The 14,475-nt window shown below is 68.1% G+C and carries 14 protein-coding genes; 8 read left to right on the forward strand and 6 right to left on the reverse strand.

Annotation, left to right across the window (positions count from 1 at the left end):
• The first annotated feature begins 16 nt into the window (after nt 1–16).
• From miaB to H556_RS0110590, 5 genes are all read left to right on the forward strand, one after another.
• On the forward strand, nt 17–1,420 hold the full coding sequence (gene miaB / locus H556_RS0110570) for a tRNA (N6-isopentenyl adenosine(37)-C2)-methylthiotransferase MiaB (protein WP_024354394.1): 1,404 nt from the start codon (nt 17–19) through the stop codon (nt 1,418–1,420).
• Between the two features lie 110 nt (nt 1,421–1,530).
• A complete protein-coding gene (locus tag H556_RS0110575) occupies nt 1,531–2,538 on the forward strand; it encodes a PhoH family protein (protein WP_024354395.1) in 1,008 nt (335 codons plus the stop codon).
• On the forward strand, nt 2,538–3,008 hold the full coding sequence (gene ybeY / locus H556_RS0110580; RefSeq protein WP_024354396.1) for an rRNA maturation RNase YbeY: 471 nt from the start codon (nt 2,538–2,540) through the stop codon (nt 3,006–3,008). The genes H556_RS0110575 and ybeY overlap by 1 nt, the downstream gene beginning before the upstream one ends.
• Nucleotides 3,005–4,594, forward strand: a complete 1,590-nt coding sequence (gene lnt, locus H556_RS0110585; RefSeq protein WP_081650947.1) for an apolipoprotein N-acyltransferase — start codon at nt 3,005–3,007, stop codon at nt 4,592–4,594. The genes ybeY and lnt overlap by 4 nt, the downstream gene beginning before the upstream one ends.
• 108 nt (nt 4,595–4,702) lie before the next feature.
• Nucleotides 4,703–5,119 carry a helix-turn-helix domain-containing protein gene (locus tag H556_RS0110590; protein ID WP_024354398.1) on the forward strand — a complete coding sequence of 139 codons (417 nt, stop codon included), beginning with the start codon at nt 4,703–4,705 and terminating at the stop codon, nt 5,117–5,119.
• Nucleotides 5,120–5,199: 80 nt separating this feature from the next.
• On the opposite strand, the gene ahpD is transcribed toward H556_RS0110590, so the two are convergent.
• The 3 genes from ahpD to H556_RS0110605 form a co-directional block, all read right to left on the reverse strand.
• Complete coding sequence (gene ahpD / locus H556_RS0110595) at nt 5,200–5,733, reverse strand: alkylhydroperoxidase, AhpD family (protein ID WP_024354399.1); 534 nt, start codon at nt 5,731–5,733, stop codon at nt 5,200–5,202.
• A gap of 250 nt (nt 5,734–5,983) precedes the next feature.
• On the reverse strand, nt 5,984–6,538 hold the full coding sequence (locus H556_RS0110600; RefSeq protein ID WP_024354400.1) for a peroxiredoxin: 555 nt from the start codon (nt 6,536–6,538) through the stop codon (nt 5,984–5,986).
• A 162-nt stretch (nt 6,539–6,700) separates the two neighbouring features.
• Nucleotides 6,701–8,248, reverse strand: a complete 1,548-nt coding sequence (locus H556_RS0110605) for a catalase (protein WP_024354401.1) — start codon at nt 8,246–8,248, stop codon at nt 6,701–6,703.
• 128 nt (nt 8,249–8,376) lie between these two features.
• Here H556_RS0110605 and H556_RS0110610 point away from each other — a divergent pair, with 128 nt between their 5' ends.
• Nucleotides 8,377–9,270, forward strand: coding sequence for a hydrogen peroxide-inducible genes activator (locus H556_RS0110610; RefSeq protein WP_024354402.1), 894 nt, complete (start codon nt 8,377–8,379; stop codon nt 9,268–9,270).
• A gap of 152 nt (nt 9,271–9,422) precedes the next feature.
• Here the strand turns inward: H556_RS0110610 and acnA are convergent, their stop codons facing one another.
• Entirely contained in the window at nt 9,423–12,128 is a 2,706-nt protein-coding gene (acnA, locus tag H556_RS0110615) for an aconitate hydratase AcnA (protein ID WP_024354403.1), read from the reverse strand.
• 186 nt (nt 12,129–12,314) lie between these two features.
• On the opposite strand from acnA, the gene ccmA reads away from it, so the two are divergent.
• The gene (gene ccmA, locus H556_RS0110620) at nt 12,315–12,935 is read left to right on the forward strand and encodes a heme ABC exporter ATP-binding protein CcmA (protein ID WP_024354404.1); all 621 of its coding nucleotides are present in this window, start codon (nt 12,315–12,317) and stop codon (nt 12,933–12,935) included.
• On the forward strand, nt 12,932–13,597 hold the full coding sequence (gene ccmB / locus H556_RS0110625; RefSeq protein ID WP_024354405.1) for a heme exporter protein CcmB: 666 nt from the start codon (nt 12,932–12,934) through the stop codon (nt 13,595–13,597). The genes ccmA and ccmB overlap by 4 nt, the downstream gene beginning before the upstream one ends.
• Here ccmB and H556_RS0110630 read toward each other — a convergent pair.
• Together H556_RS0110630 and H556_RS0110635 are read right to left on the reverse strand one after the other, a co-directional pair.
• Nucleotides 13,594–14,232, reverse strand: a complete 639-nt coding sequence (locus H556_RS0110630; RefSeq protein WP_029673525.1) for a Smr/MutS family protein — start codon at nt 14,230–14,232, stop codon at nt 13,594–13,596. The two genes, ccmB and H556_RS0110630, sit on opposite strands and share 4 nt — an antisense overlap.
• A 2-nt stretch (nt 14,233–14,234) precedes the next feature.
• A complete protein-coding gene (locus H556_RS0110635; RefSeq protein WP_024354407.1) occupies nt 14,235–14,468 on the reverse strand; it encodes a helix-turn-helix domain-containing protein in 234 nt (77 codons plus the stop codon).
• Between the last annotated feature and the right edge of the window lie 7 nt (nt 14,469–14,475).

Consider the following 14,475-nt stretch of genomic DNA (forward strand, 5'->3'; position numbering starts at 1 on the left):
CGATCATAAGCCGAGCATGACCGATACGCTCGAAACGCCCGTCCTGGAGGATGGCGGCGCGCCGGAAGGCGGGGCCGCGCCCAAGCGCCTGTTCATCAAGACCTACGGGTGCCAGATGAACGTCTATGACTCCGAACGCATGGCCGATGTCCTGCGGCCGCTGGGCTATGCGCCGACAGACACGCCGGAAGGCGCCGACTTCGTCATCCTGAACACCTGCCACATCCGCGAGAAGGCGGCCGAGAAGGTCTATTCCGAACTCGGCAAGCTGCGACAGATGAAGGATGAGAAGGCGGCGGCGGGGCAGGGCGGCATGACCATCGCCGTGGCCGGCTGCGTCGCCCAGGCCGAGGGCGAGGAGATCATGAAGCGCCAGCCGGCGGTCGATCTGGTGGTCGGGCCGCAGGCCTATCACCAGCTGCCGGAGCTGCTGACCCGCACGGCGCGGGCGCGGGGCGAGCGCATCGGCGCCGACTTCGCCCCCAATGAAAAGTTCGACGCCTTGCCTGCGACGCGCGGAACCGAGGGGGTGACAGCCTTCCTGACGGTGCAGGAGGGCTGCGACAAGTTCTGCACCTTCTGCGTCGTGCCCTATACGCGCGGCGCCGAATGGTCGCGGCCGGTCGCGGCGGTGCTGGACGAAGCGCGGGCGCTGGCCGACCGGGGCGTGCGCGAAATCACCCTGCTGGGCCAGAACGTCAACGCCTATGACGGCGAGGGGCCGGACGGGAAGCCCTTTACGCTGGCGAAGCTGGCCTACGCCCTGGCGGACATCCCCGGCATCGAGCGCATCCGCTATACCACCAGCCATCCGAACGACATGTCGGACGACCTGATCGCGGCGCATGGCGATCTGGACGCCCTGATGCCCTATCTGCACCTGCCGGTGCAGTCGGGATCGGATCGCATCCTGCGGCTGATGAACCGCAAGCACGGGCGTCAGAAGTATTTCGACCTGATCGACCGCATTCGCGAGGCCCGGCCGGACATGGCGCTGTCGGGCGACTTCATCGTCGGCTTCCCCGGCGAGACAGACCGCGACTTCGAGGACACCATGGATCTGGTGCGGCGGGTGAACTACGCCAGCGCCTTCTCCTTCATGTATTCGCCGCGCCCCGGCACCCCCGCCGCGACGATGGCGGTCCAGGTGCCCGACGACGTCGCCAAAACGCGTCTGCACGCCCTTCAGGCCCTGCTGACCGAGCAGCAGGTGGCCTTCAACCAGTCGCTGGCCGGGCGCGTCCTGCCGGTGCTGTTCGAGAAGAAGGGCCGTCACGGCGCCCAGGCCATCGGCCGCTCGCCCTATCTGCAATCGGTCCACGTCGGGGATGCGGATCACCTGATCGGCCGGAGCGTTCCGATCGAGATCATCAGCGGCCAGCAGAACAGCCTGACCGGCCGCCTGATCCAGACCAACTGACGGATATCTCTCAACGCATGCGGCGCGAGCGGCGTTAGGGATGCTCACAATCCCCCTCAAACAGCCTCGCACCGCGTGCGAGGCGTTAGGGGGCCCAACAAGGAGACCTCATGGCGCGAGAGTCCGAGTTCCTGTCCCTCAGCGATGCGGCGTTGCGCGCCGTCATCGGGCCGCAGAGCCGCCACCTGGCCCTGATCGAGGACGCCTTCAAGGTTCTGGTCGAGACGCCGGGCGGCGGGGTGTCGATCAACGGCTCTACGCGGGACCGGGCGCAGGCGCGCCGGGTGATCGAGGCCCTGTCCAACCGGGCCGAAGCGGGGGCCGAGATCACCGAGGCGGACGTGCGCACCGCGCTCGGCGCCGCCGTCACCCAGCCGCGCGCCGAACCGGCCAGCCGCAGTGTCGGGCGCAGCGTGCCGGAAGGCGCCGCCCTGCCGGTGGGGCGGCGCGGCGCCATCGCGCCCAAGACAGCGTCTCAGGCGCGTTATCTGGAGATGCTGGGCCGGTGCGAACTGACCTTCGGGGTCGGCCCGGCGGGCACGGGCAAGACCTTTCTGGCGGCGGCCTACGGCGCCTCCTTGCTCAAACGGGGGCAGGTGGATCGGCTGGTCATCACCCGCCCGGCGGTCGAGGCGGGCGAGAAGCTGGGCTTCCTGCCCGGCGACCTGAACGAGAAGGTCGATCCCTATCTGGCGCCGATCTGGGAGTCGCTGAACGATATCCTGGGCGTCGACGACGTGCGCCGCCGCCGCGAGAAGGGCGAGATCGAGGCCGCCCCCATCGCCTTCATGCGCGGCCGCACCCTCAGCCACGCCTTCATCATCGTCGATGAGGCGCAGAATACCTCGCGCATGCAGATGAAGATGGTGCTGACCCGTCTGGGCGAGGGCGCGCGCATGGTGGTGACGGGCGACCCGTCGCAGGTCGACCTGCTGAACCCGCGCGATTCCGGCCTGGCTCACGCCCTGCGCATCCTGAAGGACGTGGAGGGCGTCGGCGTCCAGCAGTTCAAGTCCGAGGACGTGGTCCGTCACGCCATGGTCGAGCGCATCGTGCGCGCCTATGACAGCGACGCCGCGCGCAGCCGCCCCTTCCCCGACCTTGAGGACGACGCCTGATGATCGAGGTCGAGATCGACAGCGAGGGCTGGACGCAGGCTTTGCCCGAGGCGACGGCGATCGTGGAAAGCGCCGCAGCGGCGGCCCTCGGAACGGTCGAGGGCGATGTCGTGGTGCTGCTGGCCGACGACGCGGCGGTGCAGGATCTGAACGCGCGTTTCCGCGACAAGGACCGGCCGACGAACGTGCTGTCCTTCCCGGCCGCCGAGAGCGCCTTTCCGCATCTGGGCGACGTGGTGCTGGGCTACGCCTATTGCGCGGCGGAGGCGACGGCGCAGGGCAAATCCCTGTCGGATCATCTGAGCCATCTGGTCGTCCACGGCGTGCTGCATCTGCTGGGCCGCGACCACGAGGACGACGCCGAGGCCGAGGAGATGGAGGCCGAGGAACGCGAGATTCTGGCCGAACTGGGCGTCGCCGACCCCTATGCTGCGGAGAATGGCGTGGCCGAGCATGAGGGCGCCGCGTGAGCGGGGCGCAGGCCGCCCGGTTCTCGGGCCTGCTGAACAACCGCTGGGGTCGGATCGGTCTGGCGCTTCTGGCCGGGGCGGGCGCCGCCCTGGTCCATCCGCCGTTCGGTTTCCTGCCGGGGCTGCTGGGTTATCCGCTGCTGTTGCTGCTGGCGGATCGGGCCAGCGGGATGAAGGGCGGCTTCTGGGTCGGCTGGCTGGCGGGTTTCGCCTATTTCTTCATCGGCTGCTGGTGGGTGGCCGAGGCCTTTCTGGTCAATCCGGCCCAGGCGTGGATGGCGCCGTTTGCGGCCAGTCTGCTGCCGGCGGGCATGGGGCTGTTCTGGGGGCTGGCGACGCTGGCCTATCGCTGGCTGCGACCTGAAGGCGTGCGGCGGGTTCTGCTGTTCGCCGCCCTGTTCGCCCTGCTGGAGTGGACGCGCGGTCATGTGCTGACCGGCTTTCCGTGGAACCCGGCGGGTGCGGGGTGGGCGGCTGGGTCGGCCATGTCGCAGTTCGCCTCGGTCGCCGGGGTCTATGGGCTGGGTCTGATCACAGTGGCGGCGGTCAGCGCTTTTGCGCCCTTGGCCGACGCCGGTCCGCGTCGTCCGCGCCTGATCGCGGCGGGGCTGGGCGTGCTGACGCTGAGCGGTCTGTTCGCCTTCGGGGCCGTGCGCCTGTCCTCGGCGCAGGCGGTCGAGACTCCGACCCTGGTGCGGCTGGTTCAGGCCGATATTCCGCAGGACTATAAGTGGAGCCCCGAAGCCTATCAGGCCATTCTGGGGCGTTATCTGGAACTGACGTCGCGCCCGGGCGAGGCTCTGCCGGACGTGGTGATCTGGCCCGAGGGCGCCCTGCCGACCACGGCCAACGACCTATTCTCTTCGCCCGATGCCCAGGCGGTGGCGGCGGCGCTTCAGACGGGCCAGACCCTGCTGGCGGGGCTGAGCCGGGGCGAGCCGGACCCGAGCGCTGAAACCGGCGCCCGCTATTACAACAGCCTGTTCGCCCTGCATGACGAAGGGGCGGCGGGCTTGCGCATCGGCCCGATCTACGACAAGCACCGGCTGGTGCCGTTCGGCGAATACCTGCCGCTGGGCGACCTGATGGGTCGGATCGGCGTGCGCAGCCTGGTGCATGTGCCGGCCGACTTCAGCGCCGGGCCGGCGCCCGCGCCGATCAGCCTGGCCAACGCCCCGCCGGTGCAGCCCTTGATCTGCTACGAGGCCCTCTATCCCGGCTTCACCCCGGCGACGGCGGCGACGCGCCCGGCGTGGATCGTCAACGTCTCCAACGACGCCTGGTTCGGTAAGACTTCGGGTCCGCGCCAGCACCTGAACCTGGCCTCCTACCGGGCGCTGGAGACAGGCCTGCCGGTGGCGCGGGCGACGCCGACGGGCGTGTCAGCCATGATCGATCCGTGGGGGCGGATCGTCGAGGGCAGGCGGCTGGATCCTGGTCAGGCGGGGATCATCGACGTGCGTCTGCCGCAGCCCGCGCCGCCTACCCTCTATGGTCGATGGGGCGATCTGGGGTTTGCGATCCTGATGATGATCATGCTGACGGCGGGCCGTCGCCGCGCCGGAAATACGGGAGCGGATCGTTAAGCATGATAAGATGCGCGATCCCGACGGCGCCCCTGTGACGCGAAAACGCATGACAGGGGAGGGGGCGCGCGGCATGTGGATACCAGTGCAACCGGGAAGGGGCTGGAGATGATCAGGGGTTCGGGGACGGAAGGTCCTCATCTGGTGGACCGGCATGTCGGGCGGCGCGTGTGCGAGAAGCGCATCGCCCTGGGCTATAATCAGACCGATCTGGGCCAGGCGCTGGGCGTCACCTTCCAGCAGGTGCAGAAGTATGAAAAGGGCGCCAACCGCATCTCGGCGTCCAAGCTGTGGGACATCGCCCGCTTCTTCCGCGTGGACATCGGTTATTTCTTCGAAGGGCTGACCGCCTCGGCCCAGCCGGGCATGGCCGAGGGCGAGGCCGAGCCCTTCGTGCATGACTTTCCCGCTACGCGTCAGACGATCGAGATCGGGCGTCTGGCGCCGCGCCTGTCGTCGCGTCAGCAGAAGCTGGTGGTGGATCTGATGCGCGAGCTGGTTGAAGAGGGCTCCGAGGCCGACTGAGCGTTTCGCGGGAGGGGCGGACAAGAAAAAGGCGCGGGAAGCGATCCGCGCCTTTTCCTTATCGGGGTCGGGACCGGCGATCAGGCGCGCAGGGCCGTCTCCGAGGCGACGATCCGGCTGGCGGCGTGGACCACGGCGCCGATGCGCAGGGCGGCCTGAATCTGGACGTTCGGCACGGCGTGCTTGCGCAGTTCGCCTTCGTGGGCGTCCATGCAGGCGCCGCAGCCGTTGATGGCCGACACGGCGGTGGACCATAGCTCGAAGTCCAGCTTGTCGACGCCGGGATTGCCGATGACGTTCATCCGCAGCTTGGCCGGCAGGGTGGTGTATTCCTGATTCTTCATCAGGTGCAGCGAGCGGTAGTAGATGTTGTTCATGCCCATGATGGCGGCGGCGGCCTTGGCGGCGTTCATCGCTTCGGGCGACAGGACCGTCTCGGCCTGGGCCTCGATCAGCTTGACCACGGGGCCGACGCCGATGGCGTGAGCCGAGGCCAGGAAGCAGCCCCACTTCTGCTGGTCGTTCAACACCGTCTCATTGGCGAGCGAGGACAGGTTCAGCGAGATGTCCTTGCCATAGGCCGGGATCAGATCGCGAAGGGCGTCGATGGACATTTTTTGTTCCTTTCAGGAAGCGGCTATCGCGTGCGACGCGGTCGCTTGCTGCTTGAGCCGCAATGGCGTGAAGGGCGCTCAAGCAGTCCGGACGATAGCGCTCCAAATGCGCTCAAGCAGTCCGAAGGACGATAGCGCCCAAAAACTAACAAAGGCGGCGACAGTCGCCCGCCGCCGCCTCTGTCGAGGGGCGGCCCGGACCCTACTCACGCGGTCCGGGCCTGGTCGTTTTCGACCTTTGGGCCAGTCTTTAGGCGGCCAGGGTGTCGCCGCCGACCGGACGGTTGCAGGCGCACAGTTCGTCGGTCTGCAGGGCGTCGACGACACGCAGGGTGTCTTCCGGCGAACGGCCGACGTTCAGGTTGGTGACGTAGACGTGCTGGACGATGTTGTGCGGGTCGACGACGAAGGTCGCGCGCAGGGCCACGCCTTCTTCTTCGTCCAGCACGCCCAGGGCGCGAGCCAGCTTGCCGCCGTTGTCGGCGAACTGCCAGATCGGCAGCTTGTTCAGGTCGGCATGGTCGCGGCGCCAGGCCAGCTTGGTGAACTCATTGTCGGTCGAACCGCCCAGAACCACGGTGTCGCGGTCCTCGAAGTCCTTGCCCAGCTTGGCGAAGGCGGCGATTTCCGTCGGGCAGACGAAGGTGAAGTCCTTCGGGTAGAAGAAGATGACCTTCCACTTGCCCTCGAAGCTGTCCTGGGTAATCGGCTCGAAGGCCGAGGCGCCGTTTTCTTCGTGGCTGTTGAAGCCCGGCTTCACACCGATAATTTTGAAATCAGGCAGTTTTTGACCGACGCCGAGCATCGCGCTTCTCCTAAAAGGCTTGGTTCAAGAAAGGGGTCGGCGGATCGGGGTGAGCGACCCGCCGTGGGTCTCAGATGGGCTCTGCCAGACGTAAAGTCAAATCGATCATTTTGCTAAGTTGAATAGATTTGATTTATGTCCAGCGCCGACGCCCGCCAGGGCTTATCCGGCCCCCTGAAGTCGGGCGGCGACTTTCAGGTGCATGGGCAGGGCCGACGGTTCTTCGCCCGCCTGACGGCGATCCTTTTCGACCGCAGCGCGGACGCCCGCGCCATAGTCCGGGTGGACGCGATCGAAGTGGGCGAACTGACGCTCCAGGATGAAGTCCGGCACGCCCTGCATGGCGGCGGCCAGGTTGGCGAACAGCCGGGCCTTCTGATCGGCGTCGAACAGTTCGAACAGGGCGCGCGGCTGGCTGTAGTCGTCGTTGCCCTCGCGGTGATCATACCGGTCGGCGTCGCCCGAGATGCGCAGCGGCGGCTCGCGGTACTGCGGCGCCTCCTTGGGGCCCGAGAAGGAGTTGGGCTCGTAATAGGCGTCCGGGTTGGGGTTGTTGGGCATGAAATGCATGGCCCCGTCCTTGTGATAGGTGTGCACCGGACTGCGCGGCCGGTTCACCGGCAGGCTTTCATAGTGGGTGCCCAGACGGTGGCGATGGGCGTCGGCGTAGGAGAAGACCCGCGCCTGGAGCATCTTGTCGGGCGAGAAGCCGATGCCGGGCACGATGTTGGAGGGGCTGAAGGCGGCCTGTTCGATCTCGTTGAAATAGTTGTCGGCGTTGCGGTTCAACTCCATCACCCCGATCTCGATCGGCGGATAGTCGCCGTGCGGCCAGACCTTGGTCAGGTCGAAGGGGTTGTAGGGCGTCTTCTCGGCGTCCAGTTCGGGCATGATCTGAACCTGGACGGTCCAGCGCGGGAATCGGCCGTTCTCAATCGCGCCGAACAGAGCCTCCTGATAGCCTTCCCGGCTCTGGCCCACGACGGTCTCGGCCTGGGCGTTGGTGTAGTGGGCGTGGCCCTGCTGGGTCTTGAAGTGGAATTTGACCCAGAAGCGTTCGCCCGCCTCGTTCCACAGAGAATAGGTGTGCGAGCCATAGCCGTTCATGTGCATCGGCGTGATCGGCAGACCGCGATCCGAGAACAGGGTGGTGACCTGGTGCAGGCTCTCAGGACTCTGCGACCAGAAGTCCCACATGGCCGTGGGGCTGCGCAGATTGGTGCGCGGGTGGCGTTTCTGGGTGTGGATGAAGTCAGGGAACTTCAGCGGGTCGCGCACGAAGAAGACCGGCGTACTGTTGCCGACCAGATCCCAATTGCCTTCCTCGGTATAGAATTTCAGTGAGAAGCCGCGCACGTCGCGTTCATGGTCGGCGGCCCCGGCCTCGCCCGCCACGGTCGAGAAGCGGGCCAGCATCGGCGTTACGGCGCCCGGCTGCAGCGCCCTGGCGCGGGTGTATTTCGAGATGTCGCCGGTGATGGTCAGGGTCCCGAAGGCGCCCCAGCCCTTGGCGTGAACGGCGCGCTCGGGAATGCGCTCGCGGTTCTGGTGCGCCAGTTTTTCGATCAGCTGATAGTCCTGCATCAGGACCGGGCCGCGCGGGCCCGCCGTCAGGCTGTTCTGGTTGTCGGCGATCGGGGCGCCGGCCGTCGTGGTGAGGGTCGGGGCCTGAGTCGGTGTCAGGGCAGGGGACTTGGGATCCGTGGTCATGGGCTCTCCTCCGTAGCGTTCGACAGGATTAGGCTCGACGCTTTGATATAAAGCCAATCGATTGTTTTTGGCGAGTTCATAAAAGTGTTCTATATATAGGGCTGTCTTCCCGCTTTCCAACGGCGCCCATGTCCGTCCTGCCTACGCTGCGTCAGCTACAGTATCTGAAACTCCTGGCCGAGCACGGTTCGTTCAGTCGCGCGGCCGAGGCCGCCCACGTCAGCCAGCCCGCCCTGTCTTCGGGGGTGCAGGAGCTGGAGCGCGTGCTGGGCGCTCCCGTGGTCGAGCGTACGCGCGGGGCCGTGATCCTGACCGCCGTCGGCGCCGAGGCCGTGCGCCGGGCCGAGGACGTGCTGGCCCGCACCGAGGATCTGGTCGAGGCCGCCCAGAACGCCGGCAAGCCCTTGTCAGGCCGTTTCCGGCTGGGGATCATCCCGACAGTGGCGCCCTTCCTGCTGCCGCGCACCCTGCCGGGGCTGAAGGCCCTGTATCCGGGCCTGCGCCTGTTCATCCGCGAAGACCTGACGCCGCGCCTGATCGCCGGGCTGAAGGCGGGCCAGCTGGACGCCGCCGTCATCGCCCTGCCTTACGACGCGCCGGGGATCGACCACGCCCATATCGCCGACGACGAGATTTTGGCCGCGGCCCCGGTTGGCCACCCGCTGGCCGGTCTGGGCCCGATCCCTGAGGGGATGCTGAAGGCCGACGACCTGATCCTGCTGGAAGACGGACACTGCCTGCGCGATCAGGCCCTGGCGGCGGTCAATATCGAGGCCCCGCGCGGCGAGGACGTCTTCGCCGCCACCTCCCTGCACACGCTGGTGCAGATGGTGTCCTCGGGGCTGGGCGTCAGCTTCCTGCCGCAGATGGCGGTGAAGGCGGGGCTGGCCGACAGTCCGGGCGTGGTGGTGCGCCCGATCTCCGAAGACGCTCCGCGTCGCGAGATCGTGGTCGCCTGGCGCGCAGGCTCCAGCCGCGCAGCCGAGGCGCGTCTGCTGGCCGAGGCGCTCAAGCTGGATTGAGGCGCCGCGGCCCCTTGGGCCGCCAAGCCTTTCTCTGCGCTGCTTCTCCCTCGCCGGGCAGGTAGGGTGCGGAGGCAAAGAAAAAGGCCGGCGGAGCGATCCGCCGGCCTTCATTTTTAGTGGTCTAACGCGCTTACGCGCTGCTTGAGACCTTACTTCTCGTCGCCGCGCGCCAGGTTGCGCAGGACGTAGGGCATGACGCCGCCAGCCTTGAAGTAGTCCAGCTCGGTCTGGTTATCGATGCGGCAGCGCACCGGGAAGCGGGCCATCTTGCCGTCCGACGGGCGGAACAGCTCGACCCACAGGTCCTGGCGCGGCTTCAGCTTGCCGACGTTGGCGTCGGTCAGGCCGCGGATGGTGACGATCTCTTCGCCCGTCAGGCCCAGCTTCTGCCAGCCGTCTTCCTTGAACTGCAGCGGGACGACGCCCATGCCGACCAGGTTCGAACGGTGGATGCGCTCATAGCTTTCGGCGATGACGGCGCGGACGCCCAGCAGGCGGGTGCCCTTGGCCGCCCAGTCGCGCGACGAGCCGGTGCCGTATTCCTTGCCGGCGAAGACGACCAGCGGACGACCTTCCGACTGATAGCGCATGGCCGCGTCGTAGATCGACATCGTGTCTTCCGAGGGGAAGTGCTTGGTGACGCCGCCCTCGATGTCGGGGGTGATGCGGTTGCGGATGCGGATGTTGGCGAAGGTGCCGCGCATCATGACTTCGTGGTTGCCGCGGCGAGCGCCGTAGCTGTTGAAGTCCAGGGCGTCGACGCCGTGGTTGGTCAGGTACTGACCGGCGGGCGAGGCCTTCTTGATCGAACCGGCCGGAGAGATGTGGTCGGTGGTGATGGAGTCGCCGAAGATGCCCAGGATGCGCGCCTCGACGATGTCCGTGACCGGAGCGGGCTCCATGGTCAGACCTTCGAAGTAGGGCGGGTTCTGGACGTAGGTGGAGGTGTCCTGCCACTCATAGGTCTGGCCGCCGGTGACCTGGATGGCCTGCCAGTGCTCGTCGCCCTTGAAGACGTCGGCGTAGCGCTTGGCGAACATCTTGGGCGTGACGGACTTGCGCTGGATGTCGGCGACTTCCTGCGCGGTCGGCCACACGTCCTTCAGGAAGACGTCATTGCCCTTCTTGTCCTGACCGATCGGCTCCTTGGTGATGTCGATGCGCATCGAGCCGGCGATGGCGTAGGCCACGACCAGCGGCGGCGAGGCCAGGTAGTTGGCCTGAACGTCCGGGTTCACGCGGCCTTCGAAGTTGCGGTTGCCCGACAGCACCGAGGTGGCGACCACGGCGTTGTCGTTGATCGCCTTGGACACGGCCGGGTCCAGCGGGCCCGAGTTGCCGATGCAGGTGGTGCAGCCGTAGCCGACCAGGTTGAAGCCCAGGGCGTCCAGATCCTTCTGCAGACCGGCGTCGGTCAGATAGTCGGTGACGACCTGCGAACCGGGGGCCAGCGAGGTCTTGACCCACGGCTTGGCTTTCAGGCCCAGGGCGTGGGCCTTGCGCGCCACCAGACCGGCGGCGATCAGCACCGACGGGTTGGAGGTGTTGGTGCAGGAGGTGATGGCGGCGATGACGACGTCGCCGTCGCCCAGGTCGAACTTTTCACCCTCGACGGCGACGCGGGCGGCGTCGGTCGGGCGCGAGAAGACCTCGCCCAGGGCGGTCTCGAAGGCCGGGGCGGCGGTGGTCAGCTCGACGCGGTCCTGCGGACGCTTGGGACCCGCCAGCGACGGCACGACCGTCGAGATGTCCAGTTCAAGCACGTCGGTGAAGATCGGGTCTTCCGAGGTCTCGTCGATCCACAACCCTTGAGCCTTGGCGTAGGCTTCGACCAGGGCGACGCGCGCCTTCTCGCGGCCGGTGGCCGTCAGATAGTCGATGGTGGCCTGCGACACGGGGAAGAAGCCGCAGGTGGCGCCGTATTCCGGGGCCATGTTGGCGATGGTGGCCTGGTCTTCGATGGTCATGCCGGCGATGGCGGGACCGAAGAATTCCACGAACTTGCCGACCACGCCCTTCTTGCGCAGCATCTGGGTGACGGTCAGCACCAGGTCGGTGGCCGTCGCGCCTTCCGGCAGCTTGCCGGTCAGCTTGAAGCCGACGACTTCGGGGATCAGCATCGGGATCGGCTGGCCCAGCATGGCGGCCTCGGCCTCGATGCCGCCGACGCCCCAGCCCAGAACGGCCAGGCCGTTGATCATGGTGGTGTGGCTGTCGGTGCCGACCACGGTGTCGGGATAGGCGACGGTCTTGCGGCCTTCCTCGGCGGTCCAGACGGTCTGGGCCAGGTGCTCCAGGTTGACCTGGTGGCAGATGCCGGTGCCGGGCGGCACGACGCGGAAGTTGTTGAAGGCCGACGAGCCCCAGCGCAGGAAGTTGTAGCGCTCGATGTTGCGCTCATACTCGCGCTCGACGTTCTGGCCGAAAGCCTTGGAGTCGCCGAAGTGGTCGACCATGACCGAGTGGTCGATGACCAGATCGACCGGGACCAGCGGGTTGATCTTCTTGGCGTCGGCGCCGAGCTTGTCCATCGCGTCGCGCATGGCGGCCAGGTCGACGACGGCCGGAACGCCGGTGAAGTCCTGCATCAGCACGCGGGCCGGACGGAAGGCGATCTCGTGCTCGACGGCGCCCTTGTTCTCGATCCAGGCGGCGACGGCCTTCAGGTCGTCCTCGGTGACGGAGACGCCGTCTTCGTTGCGCAGCAGGTTCTCCAGCAGCACCTTCATCGAGCGCGGCAGGCGGGAAATCCCGGCCAGACCGGCTTCCTCGGCGGCGGGAAGGCTGTAATAGGCGTATTTCTTGCGCCCGACCGCGAGGTCCTGGCGGGTTTTGAGGCTGTCGATCGACGGCATGGAGATGAGTCCTCTGACAAACGCCGCCCGACAATTCGGTTGCGCCTTCGCGCGCTGGACGTCGGGGCGCACAGGTCCCCGGCGCGCGCGGCGAAGGCCTGCTGCGGCGCTTGCGCATATAGTCCCGCGCGCGTGGGTCGTCCATGTATCCACACCCCTGACGTGGACATTGAGAGAGACTCGCAAGTGCTGACCCGGCTCGACATCAAGGCCCTGAGCCTGTCGCGCGGCGAGCGGCGGCTGTTCAACGGCCTGAGCTTTTGCCTGTCGGCGGGCGAGGCGGCGGCTCTGACAGGGGCCAATGGGGCAGGAAAGACCAGCCTGTTGCGCGCGGTGGCGGGCTTCATCCGGCCCGATGCGGGGACGATCGTTTTTCATGGGCCCGAGGGCGTGATGGAGGCAGAGACGGCGCGGCGTTCGGCGCTGCATCTGCTGGGCCACCACGAGGGCCTGAAGCCTCAGCGCACGGCGCGGCAGGAGCTGGGCTTTCAGATCGAGTGGCTGGGCGGATCGGCCGAAGCGATGGACGCGGCCGTCGCTCGATTGAAACTTGCGCCCCTGCTGGATCTGGAGACGCGCAAGCTGTCGGCGGGGCAGAGGCGGCGGCTGTCGCTGGCCCGTCTGGTCGCCGCCCCGCGCGCCCTATGGCTGCTGGACGAGCCCTTGGCGCCGCTGGACGAGGTCTGGCGCAGCGTGGCCGCTGAGCTGATGGCCGAACACCTGGCGGGCGGGGGCATGGTCCTGGCCGCCGTGCATGATCCGCTGCCGGTTGCGGCGCGGTCCTTGGATTTGGGGGGCGTGCGATGAAGGCCGCCCGCGCCCTGTTCGCGCGCGAGCTGTCCTTGGCCTGGGGCGGCGGCGGGGGGCCCTTGCTGGCCTGCGGCTTCCTGTTGTGCCTGACCGCCATCCTGCCGTTGGCGGCGGGAGGCGATCCGCGTGTTCTGGCGCCCGCCGCCTCGGGGGCCAGCTGGATGGCGCTGGCGCTGGCGTCGCTGCTGTCGCTGGAGCGGATGTTCGAGCGCGATCTGGAAGACGGGGCGCTGGACCTCCTGGCGACCGGCCCTCTGCCGCTGGAGGCGGTGGTCGGGATCAAGGCGCTGGCGCAGTGGCTGGCCGCGGGTCTGCCGCTGGCGGTCGCGGCGCCGGTCGCGGCTCTGGCGCTGGGCCAGCCGCCTGAATTGATCGGTCTGACAGGAGCTTCGGCGGCGCTGGGCGGGCTGGGCTTCGCCTTTACCGGCGCGCTGGGCGCGGCGCTGGCGCTGGGCGCGCGGCGTGGCGGCCTTTTGATCGCCGTGGTGGTGCTGCCGCTGTTCATTCCGCCGGTGGTTTTCGGGGCGGGCGCCCTGACCCGCGCCGCCAGCGGCCAGAGCCCGGCCTCGGCGCTGGCCCTGCTGGGCGCCTATGTCCTGTTCGCCCTGGTGATCGCGCCCGTGGCAGGGGCGGCGGCGGTTCGGAACGCGCAGGGTTAGCGCCCCTTCAGCGTCACATACAGCGCCCCGTCGCCGCCGTGGCGGCGGTGGGCGGGGGCGAAGCCGGAGACGACGCCGCGCAGGTGCGGTCCGGTCAGCCACTCGTGGACCGAGGCGCGGATGATCCCGCCGCCGCGTCGGCCCTGGCCGGTGATCACCAGAACCGAGCGCAGGCCGCGCATCTTGCAGCCGATCAGGAAGCCGCGCAGCTGGTCTTCGGCTTCGAAACGACCGAAGCCGTGCAGGTCGATACGCGCCTCGATCGGATCGCGCTCGCGGGTCAGGCGGCGTTTGCGGCCGGGCTCAAGCTCTTCCGGCGCGGGTTGGGCGCGCGGGGCGATGGGCGGCCGCGCGGCCTCGGGCGCGCGCGGCAACGACGCTGGAGTCGTCGAGCGTCCGGCGGAGGCAGGGGTCAGGGCGGCGGTGCGCTTCTTGCCCGCGACGCCGCGCGCGAGGGGAGGCGCGACCGGCTCGGTCTCGGCGGCGGGCAGGACGGCGCCGGGCGTCACGCGGGCGGCCTTGCGCTGGGCGGGCGGCGTCACCGTGGCGGTCACCCGGCCCCAGATGCGCCTGTCGTCTTCGCTGGTCGCGGAGCCTGCTTTAGGCGCTCCCTTGCCCGAAGGGGGGCGGGCCACGCTCAATCCTCGTCGTCGACAGCGTCCGGCGGACCGGGCTCATGGGCCAGCAGGTCGCCGGGCTGGCAGTCCAGCTCACGACACAGGGCGTCCAGGGTGGTGAAGCGCACGGCGCGCGCCTTGCCCGTCTTGAGGATGGACAGGTTGGCGACGGTCACGCCGACGCGGTCGGCGAGCTCGGTCAGCGACATGCGGCGCTGGGCGAGGATGCGGTCAAGTTGGACGCGAATGGCCATGAGGTGA

It is taken from the genome of Brevundimonas naejangsanensis DSM 23858 (genome assembly GCF_000421705.1).
Classification (GTDB): Bacteria; Pseudomonadota; Alphaproteobacteria; order Caulobacterales; family Caulobacteraceae; genus Brevundimonas; species Brevundimonas naejangsanensis.